The following is a 19,942-nucleotide window of genomic DNA, read 5'->3' on the forward strand; positions in this document are numbered from 1 at the left end:
TCATATATACCATCACTGGTTCACTTGCGTTCCGTTCCAACAACCGCCATCAGCTTCCTTCAGACCCTTCCGTCGCCGGAAACGCCCTTGCTTACAGCTTGTCTTCCCAATTAGCCAGGTGACAGGTCTTCTTTCAGACCATTAGCTCGGCAACATGCCTCGCAAACCAAAAAGAACCGTCATTCGACGGTTCTTTTTATTATTGGTGTGATATTTAATAATAGTACATGGACTGCATCATGGATGCAACAATAGCCATCACGATGCTGGAGAAGATGATCGAAAGGACAATACCGATTCCCATAAAAATCAATGTCGCCCAGGCAAAGTGTTTTTTGGTTGCGCTGGTTTTGGAATCAACACTCCAGATAATCAGCATGACAATATTGACAATCGGGATGTACAGCAACAGCAGCGTCAGCATCCAGTCCCCCAGGGTCATGGGTACTTCGGCATTTTCCGGGGCCATCTGACGTTGGTTTGGGGTCTGATATTGTGACGTGGTCTGACCAGGATCTGGGGTGGTTGTGATGGTTTCGGAGATAATGACTTCCTCCTCAACAATACCATCAGCAATGATTTCGTCAGCGACAATTTCGTGAGACAAGATTTCTTCATCTGGGGTTTCACCCGGAATCTCTTTGCCGGAAACATCATGAGAAAGATTTTCGTTGTCGAATACACCGGCTGTGAAATCTTCTACCCCACCGGCATCTTCCTTCAATACATTTCCACAATTACCACAAACTGCATCATCTGGACCGATACCGGCGTAACATTTGGGACAATACTTTGCCATTGCGCTCACATCCTTTTTATTTTATTTTATCATAAAAACATGATGATTTCAAAATATAATTCAGGATACAACTTCAATTTTCTTAATAACCTGATCTTCACGCGGTTTGTCTGATCGATCCCGAGCAACCGCAACGATTGCATCCGCTGTTTCGATTCCTGAAATCACCTTGCCAAAAGCTGCATATTGACCATCTAAAAATGGCGCATCATCGACCATGATAAAAAACTGGGAACCAGCCGAATCCGGCATCCCGGAACGAGCCATGGAAATTACTCCCTTAACATGTTTCAGATCATTGACCACACCGTTGCCGGAGAATTCGCCTTTAATGGTGTGTCCGGGGCCGCCCATACCGCTACCCTGGGGACATCCGCCCTGGATCATAAAACCGGGAATGACCCGATGAAAGATTAAACCGTTATAGAAGCCATCATTGACCAGAGTTAAAAAGTTTTCTACGGTTATCGGGGCAACTTCTGGATAGAGCTCCACTTCCATTGTCTGGCCATTTTCCATTTCAATTTTTACAATTGGATTTGCTGTTTCTGACATTATTTCCTCCAAATTTTTCTTATAATTTTTACTTCAATGTAGTATACACCAAATGAAATAAAATGAAAAGAGGTTCGCCAGAGTCTTAAGCTTTTTGATAATTGGGCTTTTAAACAGCGTAGCGATATTCGCCGGTATTTTGATCCTGATCATAAAAATCGGCATAGCTGAGGCTGAAGACATCTTTGTTGATGCCGGAAACATCGATTTTATTTTTGATCAGGTATTGCCAAAATCCGGTGCCGCCGATATTCCCCTGGATAATGACACCCTGAACAACACCTTTTTTCAAAACGACTTTCTGGTAATTATAGCGGTCTTCGCGCATCAAGATCTCGCAGTTTTCTTCCGGTTCCGGGTTAATGTTCCCCAGGGACAAGGTCGTGAGTCCATAGAAATTAACGGTATTTTTAAGGGCATAGCGATCTTCATATAATAGTTTTTCGCCCAGCATGTTAATCGCAGCAATCCGTCCCTGTTTCATGGCATTAGGCCAGATCCCGGCGATACCGGTAACATCGCCAGCCGCATAGATATCGTCAATATTTGTTTTAAGATCATCTCCGACCAAAATAGCATGGTTGGTATCAATTCCGGATCCTTCGGTAAAGTTAAAGGCCGGCCGCACTCCGGCAGCAATCACAATGACATCGGCCGGAACCGCTTTGCCACTGGCAAGATGGATGGTTTTCCCCCGCCCCACTTCATCGACGTCAACCGACACGACCTTGTCATTTAAAATAAACTCCGCGCCGTGTTCTTCAAACAGTTGCTGGTAGGCCTGGGCCGATTTTTGATCTAGCTGTAAACTCATCACCGCTTGGGTCATTTCGATCACCGTTACCTTTAATCCCCGCTCCAGCATCGCTACTGCAGCATCCATACCAACCAGGCCAGCACCAATGACCACAGCGTTTTGGGCCGTATTACATTCGTTATCCAACAATTGGGCGTCTTTTAAATCACGGAACCCATAAACATTTTTTGACTCCCGGAGACCCGGGATCGGTGGAATAAAATAGGATGCACCGGTGGCAATCAGCAGCTTATCATAGCTGATATCCTGATTGTCATGGGTTTTTACCGTCTTTTTCTGAGCATCCAGACCAATCACGGTGGTATTATTAAGCCAGGTTATTCCGCTGGACTCAAAAAAGTTGTCTGCGATAAAACTGATCCCCTTGGCATCTCGTTCATGACCCAAAAACTTATGGAGCATACAACGGGAGTGAACACTATCCTCTTTGGAAATAATGACCACTTCAGTATCCGGTTCTGAGGTTTTGATTGTTTTGGCCGCGCTGATTCCGGCCGCACTGGCTCCGATAATAACGATTTTCATAGGCTTACCTCTTTCACTTCAATGGCTTTCTTAGGACAGGCTTTAACACAGCTGGGTCCATCCGGCTTATCTTCGCAGAAATCACATTTGATGACCTTGGTCCGGGTTTGTTTATCTGGTTTTAAAACCCCATAGGGGCAATTCATTACGCACATATAGCATGCTGCACATTTACTTTCGTCATACTGCACATGCCCGGTTAGTGGGTCTTTTTCCAGAGCGCCGCTCATACAGGACAGCACACATTCTGGTTCGTCACAGTGACGGCAGAAAATCGGCAGGTATCCCTTTTGAGCATCAAATTTAATAAAGTTGCGAGTTTCCGCTTCAGGACTTTGCATATTCACGGTGTAAAAATTACTGCCTTCTTCATGGGCACTGATACAGGCGATGTTGCAATTCAGACAGCCATCGCATTTTTCACGATCAATGATGATTCGTTTCATGATTACACCTCCTTAGATGTTTAATTCCTTGCGTTTCTTTTCAATGATCGCATCCAAAGTTTCAGCTGCTGATTTAGCATTGTCATCAATGATCAGTTGTCCACCGGTCAAATTCAACATATCCTGGGTGAACACCTGAACCGCCACGGGACTGCCGGTAACAAACGGTGGTAATCCTAAATGGAGTGGTAGTCCCAGTGCTAAACCAAAGGCCCCATCGGCCAGTGCTTGTTCTTCCAGCCACTGTGGTGCTGATAAAACCAGCGGTAATTGCGGTAAATCGACGCCGATTGCTTCGGCCAGTTCGGTAGCCACCAATTCCAGTCGGCCAATGGCCAGACAGGGGCCAAAGTTTAAGACCGGCGGAATCCCCAGACTTTCACAAACCGCCCGCAGTTTTGGTCCAGCCAGAGATGCCGCTGAAGGTGACATCAAACCGACATTTTCCAATCCGCCGGATGAACATCCCGCTGATAAAACCAGAATATCTTTGGCAATCAATTCTTTAACCAGATTAATCGTCAACACATCATGGCCACCGGCAGTTAAGCTGGAACATCCGACCACGCCGGCAATCCCTTTGATTTCACCCTTCACGATTAGATCAATCAGTGGTTTCCAGGTTCCACCCAGAAATGATTTCAGCGACCCCTCACTGACACCGGTTAAGGTATCGTCGTTACCGTGGTCAGCATCCATATTCAGAGTAACAACGCCTCTTCGGGCCTGATAGGATTCGATCACGGCATCGATAATTTCATTGCTCTGGCTTTCTTTTTCTTCAAAAACAAATGGTTTCATTTCGGCATTGGCTTTTTTAGAAACATCATCCAGGCAGATTTGCTTGATTTTTAATTCATCACAGATTGGCTCGATCCCCGGCAAAGTACAGTTAAATTCTGATAATACCGCATCAATGGCGCCGGTGGCCAGAATTGCCTCGCTGGTAAAATTGTTACCGGCATGGCCGTTAAATACCTCTTTGTAATGTTCGCCGCGCAGCTGCAAATCCTGACCAACACAGGTACATCCAACCAGTTTAAATCCTTTGGCACCGACAGCTTTAGCTTTCTCAATAACATCATCTTGAATCAGGCGATCCTGTAAGTAGGAAAAGATAGAATGTTGATGGCCAGTAATCATGATATTAATATAGTCTGTGTCGATAACCCGTAAGCCCACTGGTGCCAAACGGATCGATGGTTCGCCCAGCATCACATCGTTTAACAGATTAGTCAGCGTTAAACCGTAAAGACCAGTGGAAATCCCCAGTTTTAAACAATTTAGATACATATCAACGGGATCAGAATTGAGATTAGTGGATGTTTTAACAACTCCGGAAAATACCTCAGATTTTGCGCCACCTGGTAGTATCCCCAGTTCTTTCCAACGATCAAAGCGTGGTTTATAGGCCATTTTTTCAACCAGTTCCATTTTTATATAGTCGGGCTTATATAAATCGGCTAAAACCATGTCGGCAATTTTTTCAGCACAGACATGTTCATCAGCTTCATTGATTTCAAAGATTTCGGCCAGTTTTGCCAGTGCCACCTTGCCTTTTAAGACCCCTTTGCTGGCTGCTGTTTTTTTGAGCATCAGCGCAGTGTTTTCAACAATATGGATATAACATCCGGAACCTGCGGAAACGGCCCTCAGGAAATTTCTGGCCACCATGGTATCGGCGGTAGCACCGCAAACCCCTTTGGGTCCGTCCGGGGTGATTCGACATGGCCCATTGGAACAGAGACGGCAGCAGATTCCCTGCAGTCCGAAACCGCATTTGACACTTTGTCCTTCCATCCGGTGATGGGATGTGTCGACACTAAGATTAGAAATAAAGGTTTCCAGTTTCTGGTCCGCACTTGCACAGGTTTTGCAGCTAAAATTTGAATTCATATGATACCCTCCGGTAATTTATTCGTTGACATTCGCAACCGATCTTAAGTTAATTAGTTTCTTTAAAAGAATCACTCTTATTAAAATCATATCTAAATTATAGAGCTGGAATAAATACTTGTCAAGAATGATTCATGATAAATATTTGTCTTTTTACAAAATCTCAAAAAATTGAAAAGCCTGATGCCAAAGCATCAGACTTTTTAGATGTTAAAATTATTCATTTTTACGGTTAGATTAAGAGCTACTTTCTTAATGTTGATCAGGCAAAAAGCGACACTTCCATACGGTTCAAAGAAATATCTTCAGGTAGTTTATTTCTAAAATAATCCGCGAGTAGAATCTCCAGTTCCGGATCGTAGTAATCACAGATACCGTTATTCTCCTTGTTGTATATATGCACATGAAACTGAGTGTTTGCATCAAAACGCATCACTTCTTGATTATCCTTGAGTTTTTGAATCAGGCCTTTTTCAGAGAATGTTTCCAGGATATTGTAAATGGTCCCTACCGACATCACATATCCCTGATTTTCAAGGGCTTCCATCAGCATGTCGGCACTGGGATGAGAGGTCATTTCTGACAACACTTTTAGCACACTGATTCGTTGCGGTGTAGCTTTTAATCCGGCACCACGGATCACGTCTGTATACATTTGGATCTTTTTATTTTTCATGATTAAGAATAACTCCTAACTAATAATTTGTTTCTTAATTATAGTACGATTATCCAGTTTTGTCAAACTTCTTTTGTTTTTTCTAATAAAAAAAGCATCCGGTTTACCATTATCTTAAAATCACTTTAAACTGTTTTTAACAATTATTGTAATCAGATAAGTGCATCACCGGATACTTCGTTTTTTTACTGCATTATTTTGATTAATCATCATTTAGCCATCTTTCACTTATCACAGTCGCATCGATTTGGGAAGATTATAGGGACGATTTTTAAGCGCCATAAATCCATCTGCGATTATTTCATCGCCAATCATTTCTTCTGCAAAAAGTTCATCGTCTGCTGTCAGGATTCGGGTTTCAACTGCTGGTGTCATTTCTCTGCCTTGATCCAATAATCCTCTCGCTAAGCTTTCAACTTCAAAACCTTTTTCGGTTTCGTAGCTGAATAATTTGTCACCGATAATTTCGTCTGCGATAATTTCATCAGTCAGTGCTTCATCGTCTGTTTGGAGCTGTTTTATTTCTTTTGCTGGCATCATATCCCTGCCGCCATCCAGAAATGCTCTTGGGAAACTTGTTTTTTCTACCATTTCCTCTTTAAGGAATTCATCAGCGAACTTCTTATCAACAACAACTCCCGTTGTTATTACCATGCCGCAAAACCTGCATTTTGTATCGTCAATACTCAAAATGTAAGTACATCTAGGACAATACTTTGGCATTTTACTCACTTCCTTCCATCTGTATTTTATCATAAATTCACAATCTTTACAAATGAAAGCAAGATTAATCGCCTGGGTAATAACGAAATAAAGGTTTGGTTAAGTTATGTAAACAGGCTGTTACAGAAATTTCCATTCTGCAACAGCCTGTCTGATAATATTCATAAAATGATCTGAAATTAATGTAATTTTGTTTTATACAAATAAGGTTGTTCCGGCATTTTCATTGCTGGCAATGTAGGTTCCAACCCCAGCGTACTCAATCCCGTCAATCAGTTCTTCTTCCTTGATGCCCATCAGATCCATACTCATGGTGCAGGCAATAAAACGAACCCCTGCCTTTTGGGCTTTTTGGATCATCGTATCGAGATCATCAACATGTTTCTTTTTCATAATGCCCTTGATCATCGCCGGACCGGCTCCTAACATATTCATCATCGATAAAGGTAGTCTGGCTGCTCCTTTTGGCATCATGGCACCAAACATTTTTTCGATAAAGGTCTTGTTATGGCCCTTTCCATCTCTTCTTCTGAGGGCATTGAGTCCCCAGAATGTGAAAAAGAGGGTGACGTTTTTACCTTGGGCGGCTGCCCCCTGGGCAATAATCATCGATGCCAGGACCTTATCCAGTTCCCCACTGAAGACCACCAGGGTAGCATTTTTCTGGGTCGAGACGGCTGGCATCAAACTACAGGTTTCCCCGGCATCACCTTTTCGAATCACGCTGATATAGCTTTTGCCCTGGGTTTCCTGCGATATCAAGGTATGTCCATTGGTTTCGCACCAGCTTTTAATATCGCTGACGAAACCAAAATCAGTGGCGATAATCTGAACCAGATCACCAGCATTGACACTTTGAATCGCCTCATAAGTCGCCATTAACGGTCCTGGACATTGGAGTCCGGTAACATCAACCTTTTTCTTGATCACCTGCGTTCCATCGCCACCCTGATCGATATTTCCACTATTTGAGTCGTCTTTCTTGGGAACGCACTCACCGACGGTGAAATCGGGCTGAGCCAGCTGATAGTGGGCTGTTTTGTAGGTACTGTAACCACCCGATAAATTATAGACATTAGTAAAACCGTGACCTTTTAAAATCCGGATCCCCAGGTAAGCCCGCTGACCGACCTGACAGGTCACATAAATGGGCATATCCGTAGTGATGTTAATTTCGTCAATGCGATCTCTTAAAGTATCCAGTTCGATGTTGACGGCGCCTTTGATAGCCCCGGCGCTGAATTCAATCGGAGTTCGCACATCCAGCAAAAATCCGCCGTTAGCGACAATCTCGTCGATTTCAAACCATTCGACGGTCTGATAGACGCCTTCTTCAATGTTACTGGCGATATACCCCAGAACATTAATGGGGTCTTTCGCTGAAGAAAAAGGTGGTGCATAACATAATTCAAAATCTTGAAGATCTAATACCGTCGCACCCGTTTTCATCGCAGTGGCAATGACGTCAATTCGTTTTTCGGTGCCATCCTGGCCCACGGCCTGAGCACCAAGGATTTGCAGACTTTTAGGATCATAGAGCAGCTTTAAGGCGATATTAGTGGAGTTGGGATAATAACCAGCATGATTGGCCCGATGTGCCATCACGACTTGATAGGGGATTTTTTTCATATCCAGCTGTGCTGCATTATTGCCCGTTGATGCGATTGTTTTGCTAAAGACCTTGGCGACTGCGGTTCCCTGAATACCGACATTCTTTGTCTGGATATCATTGATATAATCGGCAACGACCCGACCCTGGCGGTTTGCCGGCCAGGCCAGCGGGATGGCAGTCTGATTTTTAGTGACAAAATCCTGCACTTCAATGGCATCGCCAATGGCAAAAACATCCGGATAAACAGCATCCGTTTCGTCATTGATAACTTCATAATTGGCTGTCGTGACAATGTGGCCCCGGGGACCGCATTTGAGCCTGGCATTTTTCGCCAGGCCATTTTCAGGAACAACCCCAATAGCCAAAATAACTAGATCTGCCTGTAGTACCATGCCACTTTCTAAAACTACTTCGGTTCCCTGTTTTTGGAAATGATCCACACCATCTTCCAAAATCAGATTCACGCAATTGGCATTAATTTCCTGATGGACCAGTTGAGCCATTTCAAAATCCAGGGGTTTCAAAACCTGATTCATTTTTTCCACCAGGGTAACATTGATGCCTAGCTCCTGGAGGTTTTCAGCCATTTCAACACCGATAAAACCACCACCAATAACAACCGCACGGCCCACCTTGCCGGCATCCACGATCGCCTTGATTTTATCGGTATCAGGGATATTACGCAACGTTAAAACATTTTCCGCTTCGGCGAATCCAGGAATCGGGGGGGCAATAGGTTTTGCTCCGGGTGATAAAATAAGCTTATCATAGGTTTCTGTATAAACCTGATCAGTCTGATGGTTTTTAACTTCCACTGTTTTAGCCGCCGGATCGATCCCAATGACCTCACTGAAATTCCGGATATCGAGATTAAATCGTTTTGACATTCCCTCGACGGTTTGTACCAGTAATTTCTGACGATCTGTAATCACATTGCCAATGTAATAAGGTAAACCGCAGTTTGCAAAAGAAATGTACTCATCGCGTTCGAACAAGATGATTTCATCTTCTTCACTCAAACGACGCAACCGCGCAGCAGCAGTGGCGCCGCCGGCGACACCTCCAACAATTAATATCTTTTTCATTATAAATCCTCTCCGTATAAAGCCTGAATAATATTTTTGGCTGGCTTACTGATGACTTCATAATAAATTTCATTTCCCGTCCGATATCCCTTAACAATCCCGGCATTTTTCAGCTTGGATAAGTGTTGCGAGACCCCTGACTGAGAAACCTCAAGACACTCTTCCATATAGGAAACGTTACATCGCCCATTCGCGATCAGCCCTTTAGTAATACAAAGCCGTACCGGATGGCCCAAAGCTTTTAGAATCTCAGCCGTTATCTCGTGATCTTTCAAATCCATTTCCATGAAACTTTCTCCTTGTGTTAACATAATAAATCAGCCTAACATTATTATATTAGACTTTTCTAATATGTCAAGCGTAAATTTTACTTGCATATCAATATATTCAAACACAGCATCGAAAATCTGACCTTCATTTTAGAATTATTTTATTGTCGTGCAACTCTTGTAAAATCATCATCAAATACTGCTTTAAATGGCTGGTTTCTTGACCAACCGGGTTTTTTCCTCCTTTATTTAGTTTCTAATTGCTAATTGATTACACATTAACACATTCTAATTCATTAATCAAGAGGATAGTTTTGTTATTTTTGTTTAACAAACTAACCGTTTTTAAAATTAAGTGTATTAAAAATGCCCAGTTTTAACAACTGGACATTTTTATGGGCCGTTTACACAAAAATAATTTGGTTAAATTCTGCGCCATTAAGCCGCACGATCCCAATGGCGTTTAGTTACTACCCAGTAATTTATATAATAATCGGTATAAGGTAATTGCTTCCTCCTCGGTGATGGGTAGGCATTGCTTAATTTTATCAGGAATCAGGCTGGCCGGTACCTTAAGTGCCTCGCCGGCCGGAGTCAGTTTGATAATCACATTGCGCTCGTCATTGGAATCCCGGTTACGTTCAATAAATCCCGCCGCTTCCAGGCGTTTCAGTAAGGGGGTAAGGGTTCCGGAATCCAGATATAAATACTCTCCCAAGTTTTTTACATTGATGGTTTCGTGTTCCCACAAGACCATCATGGCAATGTATTGGGTGTAGGTCAGTCCGATTTCATCTAAATAGGGTTTATAGCGTTTGACCACCTCTTTAGCACTGGCATAAAGGGGAAAACACAATTGGTTTTCCAGTTTCAGTTGTTCATTGTTCAAGTCAATCACTCCTTTGAAATAATTTATAAGTCATTATACCTCACAATGCCATTGCCGGCAATTTTTCAAAAGGAAGTTACTCACTTAGTAGTTTTTTGATATCATTCTCGATTTTTTCAGGAACGTCAGTCGGTGCAAAACGTTTAACCACTTCGCCTTTTTTATTCACTAAAAATTTAGTGAAATTCCATTTAATATTGGAACCCAGCATTCCGCCTTTTTCTTTTTTCAAGTAGGTAAACAGCGGATCAGCATTGTCGCCGTTAACATCAATTTTATGGAAAATCTTAAAAGTGACTCCGAATCGGGTTTCGCAGAAACTCTTTATCTCATCATCGCTACCTGGGGCCTGGTTAGCAAATTGGTTGGAAGGAAAATCGAGGATTTCGAAACCCTGATCCTGATATTTATCATATAGATCCTGAAGTCCTTCATATTGTGGGGTCAGGCCGCAGCCGGTGGCCGTATTCACGATCAGCAGCACCTTACCTTCGTATTCTTTGATCGAAACATCCAGGCCACTGGCATCTTTGACGGTAAAATTATATATGCTCATTTTATTTCTCCCTTGCGTTATTTGATTGTATGAAATTATTATACACCACAATTTAATTTCGTCAAGATCTTTTTAAAATTTCTGCCAAATTCTTAATAATCTGATGATTTAAATGAGCGTACCGCCAGAAATAAGGCAATCCCGAGAAAAATCAGTAGCGTAATCGCACTGATCGCCCAATCCCGATTATTACTGTTGAACCCGCTGCGCAGACCATTTAGCAACCACTGAAAGGGATTAAGCAAGATCACCGTCTTGATCCAGTCAGGTGCAGCTTCCAGGGAGTAGAAGGCATCGCTCCCCAGCAATAAGGGCATCGCAATCAGATTGGTGGCAATGCTCGTCTGCGCTTCGGTTTGAAACAATCCGGAAACAAAGAAACTAAAAAAAACATATCCCATCGCTCCCAGAACGCAGACCGTTCCCATTTTTAAGACGCTGGCAAGGGCTAGATCGAGATGGAAAAAGATCCCGCCGACCATCAACACCAACATCGCACAAATCAGTGACACCAGCGTCCAGGCCCCGGACACACTGATGATATAACGGGATAGAGGCATCGGTGTTACTTTTAGTAATTGGTAAACACCCCGTCGTCTTTGACCCAATAACGAAAACACTGTGGTGGTAAAGGCATAAAACAAAATCCCCATTGCCATCATGCCGGTGGTGATATTGATGGCATAGTCAGAGGTACCAACCAGAAAACCCAATACCAGGGTTCCGCCAATCGGAACGAGAATTGACCAGAACAGTAAGAACGGCTCCCGGGCTGCTGATTTGAGTGATAAACTAAAAATCGTATTCATTTTTTTCTCCTTAATTCTTTTCGGTAAATTTTAAATAAAGCAATTCCAGATTTTCAACCTGATGTTTATCAATCAACTCTGCCGGACTTCCCTGATCGATTATTTTTCCATTGTTCATGAAAATCAGACGATTCGCCAATTTTTCCACCTCCTCCATATCGTGGGATGAAAACAAGACCGTCTGATTATTTTTGGCCAGATCATTAATCATTTCTTTGATTTCGTATCGGGACCGGGGATCCAGCCCCGCCGTCGGCTCGTCGAGAACAACCAATTCGGGTCGATGAACAGTGGTAACGCCGATGGCCAACCGTTTCTGTTGACCGATCGACAGTTTAACTGCCGGGGTTTTACCGGCCTCCTCCAAGTGGCAATCAGTCAGCTTCTTTTCAATCTCCACATCATTGAGATTAATATGATACAAGGCTGCGAATAATTTGAGATTTTCTCTAGCCGAATAGCCTTCGAAAAACGGGGTACTCTGGAGCTGGGTACCGATATGTTCCTTATAATCGGACCGCCAATAAGAAATTGTTCCTTCATCTGGTGGCAATATCCCCAGCAACATCGCAATTGTAGTCGACTTTCCCACCCCATTGGGACCAACCAGAGCCAGGATCTCACCCTGCCTGATTTCGAAATCAATCCCCTGAATGACCGGGTTGTTCTTGAAATTTTTGACCAGTTTTTTTCCTTCAATTAAATTCATCTTATCCTCCTTATTTATCTTTGTATACTCATTGTTGAGTATACGGTTATTTTTTTCTCCCCCATTTCGGAGGGAGAAGTTTTTAATTACCTGTCTGCTGGGATTCCAGCAGTTTTATGGCATTTTCAACAAACGCGCGTTGCTGATTAACAATCGCATACATATTGTCAAAGATCAGTTTTGTCATCGGCGGGATATTCTGGTGCATCGCGATGTCTTTGAGGCGAAAACCACTCTCAAGCGCCTGGTATTCTTTTTCCAGTGCCACCAATTGACTGTTCAGTGCCGCCAGTGCTTTTTCCGGCGCTACTTTTTCGATAAAAGACAAGCCGGAATACAGGGTTGAGGGATAATTAACGGATGAGTTTGCCAGGGATTCCCCAACCAATTGGCTTAAGTGTTCTCTGCCTGTCGCAGTTATCTTGTAAATCGCCTTTTGCCGATGTCCAGTTTGTTCGATACTTTCAACAGCGACCAAACCTTCCTTTTCCATTTTTTTTAAGGCATGATATATGGAGCCAATGAGCACCCCACCCCAACGTTCCGCATCAGATATTCGCAACATCTGCTGAATATCATAGCCGGACATCGGTTGTACATCAAGAAGTCCCAGTACAAGTACACGTGTCAATTTACACACCTCCAATACTCTACGTTGAGTATTCTACATTGTTTGTTCTATTTTGTCAAGACTTACTTAAACATTTTCGATCCCTTCGGTGACACTTCGGATGTTACGCAGACCATTTTTTATCTCTTCCGGCGAACAGACATGGACGCTGTGGGGCAGATAATTAAAAAATTCTCTGAAGACCAACACAATACCTATTTCCTTGACCGTTAGTTTCAGGATGCTTGGTTTTGTCTCATTGATCAGAATAAAATCAACCCGTTCCTCATTGACCAGATATCGGATACACAGGTTTCGGTTCCCTGTAATTAGGCCATCGCGCAGGACAAAGGTCTCCGATATCCGGACACACCCTTTCTCTGGCGACTGTAACTGAGCAGTGAGGGTAGCTTTTTCGCCCGAATTGTGATCCTGATCAATAAGACTGTCAAGCCGATCAAAAGCAATATATTTTTCGGTTATGTTATTTTTCATGATTTTTTCAAATGATGACGGGCTGTAAATGATCGTATTGAGTAATTCTTTTTCGACAAAGAATTCGCATTTACTGAGAATGGATTGAGATTTCTCCCGATAGTATTCCAGAATCTCCGGATCTTCATAAATGATGGCACTTTCAAAATCACGATCGATGGTAATCACCTGTTTCGAGGTAATAAAATAATTGGGGACAATGATACTGATATCATCATATATTTTGGTTCCTGAGTAAAAATAATAGGGCTCATAGTCAATGTTATCCAGACTTTTTAATAACAGAACTGTTTTGAGGATATCCAGATTGTTGCCCAGTTTTTTCTTGTTGACTAACGGAATAATATTTTGAATCTTTCCGCCCTGGTTTTGACCATTGACTCGCATGATCAAATCATAGAGAAAATAATGTTTAAAATTGACTGACATAATTACATGGGCATTTGCGCCCCTACCCATTTCTTCCATAAAACAGCTGCGAATAATCCCCTCAATTTTTACCTGACCTTTGATAATCCGAGCTTTTTCCGAAACCAATTGATTTTTCACGAGGTATTCTTCGGTTTCAACCCATTCTTTTTCGGGATTAAGCTGATCGATTTCACCAAAAAGAGAAAAAATATCCTGGCTGTTTTTTAACACTTCCCGATCGTCATATTCATTTTCATAGAGTGTATATAATTGCTTTTTTTTATCTTTGCTCAGATTCAAAGCGATCATTATTTTCCGAAGATCTTCCAAATTCAGTTTGCGCTTACCCGACAGAAAATGCTGAAAAGTTGAGCGATCCACATCCACCTCTTTAGCGAGTGAAAAAACTGTCATGTTCTTTTCCTTGATCATGTCTTTTAATACATTACCGATTTCCTGGCTCATTTTATCCCTCCGTCACTTTTCTTAGCCCTATTCATCATTGTATGGACTTGCTTGTTTCTTCACGGCGCTAGTTAATCTGTTCTGCGATACCTTCTTGCCGTTTATGATTGTTGCTATTATTTTAACAGTAAGATGCAAAATAATCAATATGTGTTATCGAATATGCATATTTAAAAATGACGTAACAAAACTTGATTCCTGTTTTATTAAATAAAAAAGCGTACGTCAGCCTCAAGGCAACGCACGCATTGATAAAGTTTTATTATAAATGTGATTTAAAAGCGGTCGATTCTGGTTATCAGCCAGTTATTTTCGAAACGACTTCTTGGCTAGCTAAATGTCATCTATTTCTTTTTGTCGTTCTAGCTGTCGCTGTGCTGTTTTGATAACATCCTCAGTTTTATCTGTTTCATCATACTTGGTATAAAACCCGAAAGAAACTGACAATTTTATCGATTGGACCTTAATTTCGTCCATGTTCTTTTTAAAGCGTTCCAACGCCCGCTCAACCTTGGCACCTTCAGTTCTTGGCATTAGAATGACAAATTCATCGCCTTCATGACGGGCTACAACATCATCGCCCCGCACCCCGTATTTGAGCACCTGTACCGCTTTCCTCATTAAAATATCACCCACCGCATGGCCATATTCGTTATTGACCTTGGACATGCCGTTGATATTCATGAAAATGATGGATAATGGATAATACTGCTCTTCATCCATGCGTTCCAATTCTTTTTCATAAAATCGGCGATTATAAACGCCAGTCAGCTGATCATAGAAGGATAATGATTCCATATTCTGATCGAGGCTGTTTTTCTCTTTTAACATATCTTTGATAAAATTCTTATTCTCAGTCACATCCTGAATAAAACAGACGATGCCGATTATTTCACCATTGCTTTTTTTGATCGGAGCCCAATGGTTTTTTCCCACCACCACATTGCCTTTTTCACCTTCGTATTCTTCCAGGGAAGAAAACTGCTCGCCTGCCAGAACCCGGTCAAAAAAAACTTTTAGGTTCTCGCGTTCTTCATTATTGTCAATAATATCCAGAATCCGGGTTCCAATGGTTATATTGGCACCCCATTGTTCTTTTGCCATCGCTTGATGGCGATTATTAAAGCTCAGGTAACGGTATTCCCGATCCAGCCCAAAAACCAGAAATTCATGGGTTGTTTCAAGGATCGTCTTTAGCAGACTATTTGCCAATTCCAACTTTTCAGTCAAAGCTAGGACGGCTTCTTCAAATGATTGCTCTTCTAGTTTTTTTCTATTATCCTGATTTATTGTATCAATATTAACTACGCTCATATTTTTACTCACTAAGCCTCAACCTCCAAAATTATTTTAATCTTAGATTCAATTAAAATGCATTCCAGAATAATCTGAGAACACTTTATACATTGTAACATTTCCATGGTTAAGATTCTACTTTTTTCTCCTGTAATTTTTATAACCAGATATCGTTGTGGCACAATGGTCTGCCGCATAACTGTATTTTTTTGCTTTTATAAATACCGTCCAGCCTGCCGATATTTTGACGGCTAAAGTTTGATGCCTTCGGGAAAGCCCACTGAAAAACCCGGTTGTTTGAGTATTTTTTGATTGGAAAAATCAATTTTTTCCAGAGCATTGCAGCCAAAGAAGGCATATTCACCGATGGTCTCCAACTCCCTGGGAAGATGAATTTCAATCAAATTTTTACATCCATAAAAGCAGCTGATGCCGATGTGTTTTAGCTGATCCGGGAGAATGATTCGGCTGATTTGATCACAATCCTTAAAAACATGACTTCCGAGCATTTCCAGCTGGCTGTTTCCATAAAATTCCACCGACTTAAGGCCCCGGCAGCCGAGAAAAGCAGCTTCTTCGATTTCGATCAGGGCGTCCGGAATAATCAGTTCTGCCAACGACTGGCAGCCTTCAAATGCCGATGTGCCAATCACTTCCAGCATCTTGCAGTGGTTCAGGTCGATTTTTTTTAATGCCTCACAGCCATAAAAGGCGAAGTCTTCAATCGCTTTGATAGTGTTAGGAAAGGTGATCGTTTCTAGTTGGCTGCATTTATAAAACATGCTTCGCTTGATGATCTCGACACCCTCGGGGATATGTACCGATTTTATCTCGTTGTCGTGACGATAGCCATGGTTTGCCGCTGCCTGAAATGAGGCTGCATCTTTAAAGACCAGTTCCTGATTTCCGGCAAGGTCAGTAAAGGGCTCCGGGTCATTTCCAAAATTGAGGCCAGGATTTTTTGGGAAAAATGGTTTTGGTTCATTTTTCGAAAAAAAACCCATCCCCTTTTCATTGATTGTGAAATCTGTTTGGTTCGTGCTAATGAACTCCTGTTCCGGTTGGTAATCCCAGCTTTCCGGTTCCGCCTCTGCTTCTTTATCCGTTACGATGATTGTCTCCGCTGCAAATTGGTTTACTGGATCAATTTCCAGGTCCGCTTCCGGCGCACCATCGGTTAACCCGCTGGGTAAGGTGGTGTCAATTATATCCAATTTTTCCAGGGCTTCTTTTTTTTCTTCCAGGGCCTGATTCGCCATAAATAATTCATTTTTGATGACATCCAGTTCTTCCCGGATCGGAAGCCGGTCTGGGTCGATGGTTTGTTCAACTAACCACTTGGCAGCGTGTTCGTTTTTGGCGGTTAATAATTCATCGCCAAGAATTTCCAACTCGTCTTTAGACGCCTGAACTTTTTCCATAAGGCTTTGCAAGTCAGTTTCAGACCCGTAAATATTGGCTTTGACCGCGTGCAGTTTATTTCTGGCAACTTCCAGTTCCTGACGGGTATTTTCCAATTCGGTGTTAAGCTGCGACAATTCTGTTTTTTGCGATTCGATTTCATCATTGATCTGAATCAGATCCTGACTGACTGGAGATAGTTCACTGTTTTCCGAACGGTTGCCAGCCAATGCCGGGATCCCCTGCTGATCTGGATTTTGTTCAAAAATGACCAGAAAGAAATCCTCATTCTGACCAATCGACGCTTGTTTGAGAAGTGGAGTCACCCGAATAGTAAGCCCCATAGTTTCCCCGTTTCGTCTTACTGTCACAACCGGGGAAGCACTGGCTGAGCGACTGGTAACGGCGTGATACAAGGTGGTATTCAAGTCACGGCGCAATTTTTTCCGGGCCATCTTCAGGATATTGTTTACTCCCGTATAACCCTGGGCGGGCTCCAGAAATAACCCGGTATGTCCATGAACATAGCGGATATTCCCCATCTGATCAACCAGCACCGCCACCGGTGCATAAGCTTTTAATAATGCCTCCTGGGTCAACTCCTGAAAAGTTTTCTTTTTAGGCCCCACCCGTCGGACAATCGTAAAAAAGAGGGGCCACTCAAGGGCCCCCGATAATGGTAAAAATCGATCCTTCAGCAGATATTTCTTTTTATTTTGATTCCGTAATGTTGTTCTTTTCTGGTCTTCCATATCCGGTTCCTCCTAAATTGTTAAGGTACTGCCCACTATATCTTTGCCCTAAAAAGGCTTCTGATACACCGCTGGCATAATAAATTTATAGTTTGTTTGTTTCAGATTCAGGGATTCTGCGTGACCAATAAACAGATACCCTCCGGGTTCGGTGTAATTGTACATTTTTTCCACCAACCGATCCTTGGTAGCCTGATCAAAGTAAATCATCACGTTTCGACAAAAAATCACATCAAACTTCTTTTTAAAAACAAAGGTCGGGGTCATCAGATTGAAACGGCGATAAATCACTTCTTTCTTGATCTCATCGACCACCATCATCTGGTTGCTGTCATAGTTCTGAAAATATCTCAGTTTCCAGTTGGGGGGCAGCACCTGAATCCGCTCTTTGTCATAAACTCCCCTTCTGGCCATATCCAGAACCTTATTTGAGATATCGGTAGCTAACAGCTTTTTGTCCCAATGATGGCCGTCCGATCCGAAAAACTCGGCCATGATCATGGCCAGGGTATACGGTTCTTCTCCAGTGGAACTGGCGGCACACCACAATCGAATATCGCGATTGTTTTCAGCTTCCTTTTTTTTCTTGAGATAGGGCAGAACCGTATTTTTAAAATAGTCAAAATGTTCCGGTTCGCGCATAAAAAATGTATGATTAGTCGAAACCTTGTCGATGAGTACCGAACTGGCTTCCCCGGTTTTATCTGAAATCAAATAATGATAATAGTCTGTAAAGCTATCAAAGCCCAGCTCCACCAGCAGTTTATGAAGACGGCCCATCAGCAGGAGCTGCTTTTCTTTTTTTAACTCGATGCCATATTCGCTATGAATATATTCCGTTAACATGGCAAATTCTTTTTCGGTGATTTGAATCATTCTTCCACATCCTCAATCCTGTTTATCATCGCTTCACCCATGGCCTGAAATGGCAACACATCAGGTAAAACCTTAGAATAGTTTACCCCAGCCCGCGGTTAATGTAAATACTGAATTTTTGAGTTGTTCCCCATGCTTTATGGGAATTAAGCTTTCTTTTTTTCAATGCTGAGGCCAGTAAAATCACTGGTCTTTAAATTTGCCGATGATGGAAAATCTGTACTCCATTTTATTGACGTTGCCAGGAATCGCAGCTGATTTAAGCTGCTGTCACAAAAACTACCCCAGGAAAGCCGAATTATCCTTGATAATTTTCTTGTCATCCGACTCGAAAAGGGCTATAATAGAATAAATCTAATTTAGAATGGAGACAATCATGGCAATTGTATGGACACCAGCATTATCAGTCGGCGTAGAAAACATTGATTCACAACATAAAATCTGGTTTGAAAAAGCAGATCAGCTTTTTGAAGCCGGGAAAACCGGAAAATCAAAGGAAGTTATTGCCCAGATGTTTGATTTTCTCGACGACTATACCAAACAACATTTCAGAGATGAAGAAGCCTATATGACAAAAATTAACTATCCTGATATTGAAGAGCAAAAGAAGTTGCATAAGAACTTTATTGCCGAATTAGCAAAACTGAAAAAGGATTTTCAGGAGTCCGGCGGCAACATTACCCTGATTATCAATGCCAATCAGATGATCGTTGATTGGCTGACTAAACACATTTCGACCATGGATAAAAAAATCGGTACCTACGCCCAAACCCTATAAAAAGCAAACCGCAGTCTCGTCGGAGAATGCGGTTTTTTTTATCCGCAGACCTGATTATTTAAAAATTCAGTTCTGCTGCCTGCTGCTATCAAGATTTTCAAGAAAACCGATTTTTTTCAGCACCGCTGTTAGTTTTATCATATCAATGGGTTTTGATGCATAGGCATTGCAGCCATAGTCAAAGGCCGACTGAACTATCTGAGTTTCCCCCAGCACGGTGGTCATGATAATTTTACACGTTTTTGCTTCATCGACACCATTTTGCCGTTCCAGATCCCGGATCGTTTTTAAAACCCGGATCCCATCAATTTTTGGCATCATCACATCGAGACAGATCAGATCATAGGGCAAACCATCTTTAGTGGCTAAAAGATAGGCATCGATGGCTTCCAGGCCATCAACGACCAGATCGCAGTCACCATATCGACTCAAAAATTTTGACAAAAATTTTCGGCTGACCATATCGTCTTCCACAATTAAAATTCGTTTCAT

The 19,942-nt window shown here is 42.3% G+C and carries 20 protein-coding genes; 1 reads left to right on the plus strand and 19 read right to left on the minus strand.

The genetic code is table 11. The features are described from left to right. Nucleotides 1-214: 214 nt before the first annotated feature. The 18 genes from A3KS_RS22795 to A3KS_RS0115435 form a co-directional block, all read right to left on the minus strand. Nucleotides 215-799, minus strand: coding sequence for a zinc ribbon domain-containing protein (locus A3KS_RS22795; protein WP_051355929.1), 585 nt, complete (start codon nt 797-799; stop codon nt 215-217). A 60-nt stretch (nt 800-859) separates the two neighbouring features. Further along, entirely contained in the window at nt 860-1,354 is a 495-nt protein-coding gene (locus tag A3KS_RS0115350) for a peptidylprolyl isomerase (RefSeq protein WP_026395653.1), read from the minus strand. A 109-nt stretch (nt 1,355-1,463) separates the two neighbouring features. Continuing rightward, nucleotides 1,464-2,696 carry an NAD(P)/FAD-dependent oxidoreductase gene (locus tag A3KS_RS0115355; RefSeq protein WP_026395654.1) on the minus strand — a complete coding sequence of 411 codons (1,233 nt, stop codon included), beginning with the start codon at nt 2,694-2,696 and terminating at the stop codon, nt 1,464-1,466. Beyond that, entirely contained in the window at nt 2,693-3,142 is a 450-nt protein-coding gene (locus A3KS_RS0115360) for a 4Fe-4S dicluster domain-containing protein (RefSeq protein WP_026395655.1), read from the minus strand. Before A3KS_RS0115360 ends, A3KS_RS0115355 begins: the two co-directional genes overlap by 4 nt. Nucleotides 3,143-3,154: 12 nt before the next feature. After that, nucleotides 3,155-5,038 (minus strand): anaerobic carbon-monoxide dehydrogenase catalytic subunit, encoded by a 1,884-nt coding sequence (cooS, locus tag A3KS_RS0115365; RefSeq protein ID WP_026395656.1) that lies wholly within the window; start codon nt 5,036-5,038, stop codon nt 3,155-3,157. A 262-nt stretch (nt 5,039-5,300) separates the two neighbouring features. Next, complete coding sequence (locus A3KS_RS0115370) at nt 5,301-5,714, minus strand: Fur family transcriptional regulator (protein WP_026395657.1); 414 nt, start codon at nt 5,712-5,714, stop codon at nt 5,301-5,303. 231 nt (nt 5,715-5,945) lie between these two features. Then, nucleotides 5,946-6,437, minus strand: coding sequence for a zinc ribbon domain-containing protein (locus tag A3KS_RS0115375; RefSeq protein WP_169727711.1), 492 nt, complete (start codon nt 6,435-6,437; stop codon nt 5,946-5,948). Between the two features lie 195 nt (nt 6,438-6,632). Then, entirely contained in the window at nt 6,633-9,134 is a 2,502-nt protein-coding gene (locus tag A3KS_RS0115380) for a DsrE/DsrF/DrsH-like family protein (protein ID WP_035356496.1), read from the minus strand. Then, nucleotides 9,134-9,421, minus strand: a complete 288-nt coding sequence (locus A3KS_RS0115385; RefSeq protein ID WP_026395660.1) for an ArsR/SmtB family transcription factor — start codon at nt 9,419-9,421, stop codon at nt 9,134-9,136. The genes A3KS_RS0115380 and A3KS_RS0115385 overlap by 1 nt, the downstream gene beginning before the upstream one ends. A 445-nt stretch (nt 9,422-9,866) precedes the next feature. Then, nucleotides 9,867-10,292 (minus strand): MarR family winged helix-turn-helix transcriptional regulator, encoded by a 426-nt coding sequence (locus A3KS_RS0115390; RefSeq protein WP_026395661.1) that lies wholly within the window; start codon nt 10,290-10,292, stop codon nt 9,867-9,869. A gap of 76 nt (nt 10,293-10,368) precedes the next feature. After that, nucleotides 10,369-10,848, minus strand: coding sequence for a glutathione peroxidase (locus A3KS_RS0115395; protein WP_026395662.1), 480 nt, complete (start codon nt 10,846-10,848; stop codon nt 10,369-10,371). Nucleotides 10,849-10,940: 92 nt separating this feature from the next. Further along, nucleotides 10,941-11,657 carry an ABC transporter permease gene (locus A3KS_RS0115400; protein WP_026395663.1) on the minus strand — a complete coding sequence of 239 codons (717 nt, stop codon included), beginning with the start codon at nt 11,655-11,657 and terminating at the stop codon, nt 10,941-10,943. 10 nt (nt 11,658-11,667) lie between these two features. Further along, complete coding sequence (locus A3KS_RS0115405) at nt 11,668-12,366, minus strand: ABC transporter ATP-binding protein (RefSeq protein ID WP_026395664.1); 699 nt, start codon at nt 12,364-12,366, stop codon at nt 11,668-11,670. Between the two features lie 82 nt (nt 12,367-12,448). Next, nucleotides 12,449-12,997, minus strand: a complete 549-nt coding sequence (locus A3KS_RS0115410) for a PadR family transcriptional regulator (protein WP_026395665.1) — start codon at nt 12,995-12,997, stop codon at nt 12,449-12,451. Nucleotides 12,998-13,063: 66 nt separating this feature from the next. Next, nucleotides 13,064-14,347 (minus strand): helix-turn-helix transcriptional regulator, encoded by a 1,284-nt coding sequence (locus tag A3KS_RS0115415; protein ID WP_026395666.1) that lies wholly within the window; start codon nt 14,345-14,347, stop codon nt 13,064-13,066. A 333-nt stretch (nt 14,348-14,680) separates the two neighbouring features. Then, entirely contained in the window at nt 14,681-15,673 is a 993-nt protein-coding gene (locus A3KS_RS0115420) for a sensor domain-containing diguanylate cyclase (RefSeq protein ID WP_026395667.1), read from the minus strand. A gap of 221 nt (nt 15,674-15,894) precedes the next feature. Next, nucleotides 15,895-17,796, minus strand: a complete 1,902-nt coding sequence (locus tag A3KS_RS0115430; protein WP_026395668.1) for a leucine-rich repeat domain-containing protein — start codon at nt 17,794-17,796, stop codon at nt 15,895-15,897. A 48-nt stretch (nt 17,797-17,844) separates the two neighbouring features. Beyond that, nucleotides 17,845-18,672: a CheR family methyltransferase gene (locus tag A3KS_RS0115435; protein ID WP_026395669.1), complete on the minus strand. Its 828-nt coding sequence runs from the start codon at nt 18,670-18,672 to the stop codon at nt 17,845-17,847. A gap of 376 nt (nt 18,673-19,048) precedes the next feature. On the opposite strand from A3KS_RS0115435, the gene A3KS_RS0115440 reads away from it, so the two are divergent. Continuing rightward, the gene (locus A3KS_RS0115440; protein WP_026395670.1) at nt 19,049-19,450 is read left to right on the plus strand and encodes a bacteriohemerythrin; all 402 of its coding nucleotides are present in this window, start codon (nt 19,049-19,051) and stop codon (nt 19,448-19,450) included. A 66-nt stretch (nt 19,451-19,516) separates the two neighbouring features. Here the strand turns inward: A3KS_RS0115440 and A3KS_RS0115445 are convergent, their stop codons facing one another. Then, the gene (locus tag A3KS_RS0115445; RefSeq protein ID WP_026395671.1) at nt 19,517-19,942 is read right to left on the minus strand and encodes a response regulator; all 426 of its coding nucleotides are present in this window, start codon (nt 19,940-19,942) and stop codon (nt 19,517-19,519) included.

Source organism: Acetobacterium malicum subsp. dehalogenans DSM 11527, from assembly GCF_000472665.1.
Classification (GTDB): Bacteria; Bacillota; Clostridia; order Eubacteriales; family Eubacteriaceae; genus Acetobacterium; species Acetobacterium malicum.

What these genes read in the sequence shown, in the direction of transcription:
- A3KS_RS22795 (WP_051355929.1), bottom strand. Translation starts at nt 799, where the DNA reads ATGGCAAAGTATTGTCCCAAATGTTACGCCGGTATCGGTCCAGATGAT.
- A3KS_RS0115350 (WP_026395653.1), bottom strand. Translation starts at nt 1,354, where the DNA reads ATGTCAGAAACAGCAAATCCAATTGTAAAAATTGAAATGGAAAATGGC.
- A3KS_RS0115355 (WP_026395654.1), bottom strand. Translation starts at nt 2,696, where the DNA reads ATGAAAATCGTTATTATCGGAGCCAGTGCGGCCGGAATCAGCGCGGCC.
- A3KS_RS0115360 (WP_026395655.1), bottom strand. Translation starts at nt 3,142, where the DNA reads ATGAAACGAATCATCATTGATCGTGAAAAATGCGATGGCTGTCTGAAT.
- cooS (WP_026395656.1), bottom strand. Translation starts at nt 5,038, where the DNA reads ATGAATTCAAATTTTAGCTGCAAAACCTGTGCAAGTGCGGACCAGAAA.
- A3KS_RS0115370 (WP_026395657.1), bottom strand. Translation starts at nt 5,714, where the DNA reads ATGAAAAATAAAAAGATCCAAATGTATACAGACGTGATCCGTGGTGCC.
- A3KS_RS0115375 (WP_169727711.1), bottom strand. Translation starts at nt 6,437, where the DNA reads ATGCCAAAGTATTGTCCTAGATGTACTTACATTTTGAGTATTGACGAT.
- A3KS_RS0115380 (WP_035356496.1), bottom strand. Translation starts at nt 9,134, where the DNA reads ATGAAAAAGATATTAATTGTTGGAGGTGTCGCCGGCGGCGCCACTGCT.
- A3KS_RS0115385 (WP_026395660.1), bottom strand. Translation starts at nt 9,421, where the DNA reads ATGGAAATGGATTTGAAAGATCACGAGATAACGGCTGAGATTCTAAAA.
- A3KS_RS0115395 (WP_026395662.1), bottom strand. Translation starts at nt 10,848, where the DNA reads ATGAGCATATATAATTTTACCGTCAAAGATGCCAGTGGCCTGGATGTT.
- A3KS_RS0115400 (WP_026395663.1), bottom strand. Translation starts at nt 11,657, where the DNA reads ATGAATACGATTTTTAGTTTATCACTCAAATCAGCAGCCCGGGAGCCG.
- A3KS_RS0115405 (WP_026395664.1), bottom strand. Translation starts at nt 12,366, where the DNA reads ATGAATTTAATTGAAGGAAAAAAACTGGTCAAAAATTTCAAGAACAAC.
- A3KS_RS0115415 (WP_026395666.1), bottom strand. Translation starts at nt 14,347, where the DNA reads ATGAGCCAGGAAATCGGTAATGTATTAAAAGACATGATCAAGGAAAAG.
- A3KS_RS0115430 (WP_026395668.1), bottom strand. Translation starts at nt 17,796, where the DNA reads ATGGAAGACCAGAAAAGAACAACATTACGGAATCAAAATAAAAAGAAA.
- A3KS_RS0115435 (WP_026395669.1), bottom strand. Translation starts at nt 18,672, where the DNA reads ATGATTCAAATCACCGAAAAAGAATTTGCCATGTTAACGGAATATATT.
- A3KS_RS0115440 (WP_026395670.1), top strand. Translation starts at nt 19,049, where the DNA reads ATGGCAATTGTATGGACACCAGCATTATCAGTCGGCGTAGAAAACATT.
- A3KS_RS0115445 (WP_026395671.1), bottom strand. Translation starts at nt 19,942, where the DNA reads ATGAAACGAATTTTAATTGTGGAAGACGATATGGTCAGCCGAAAATTT.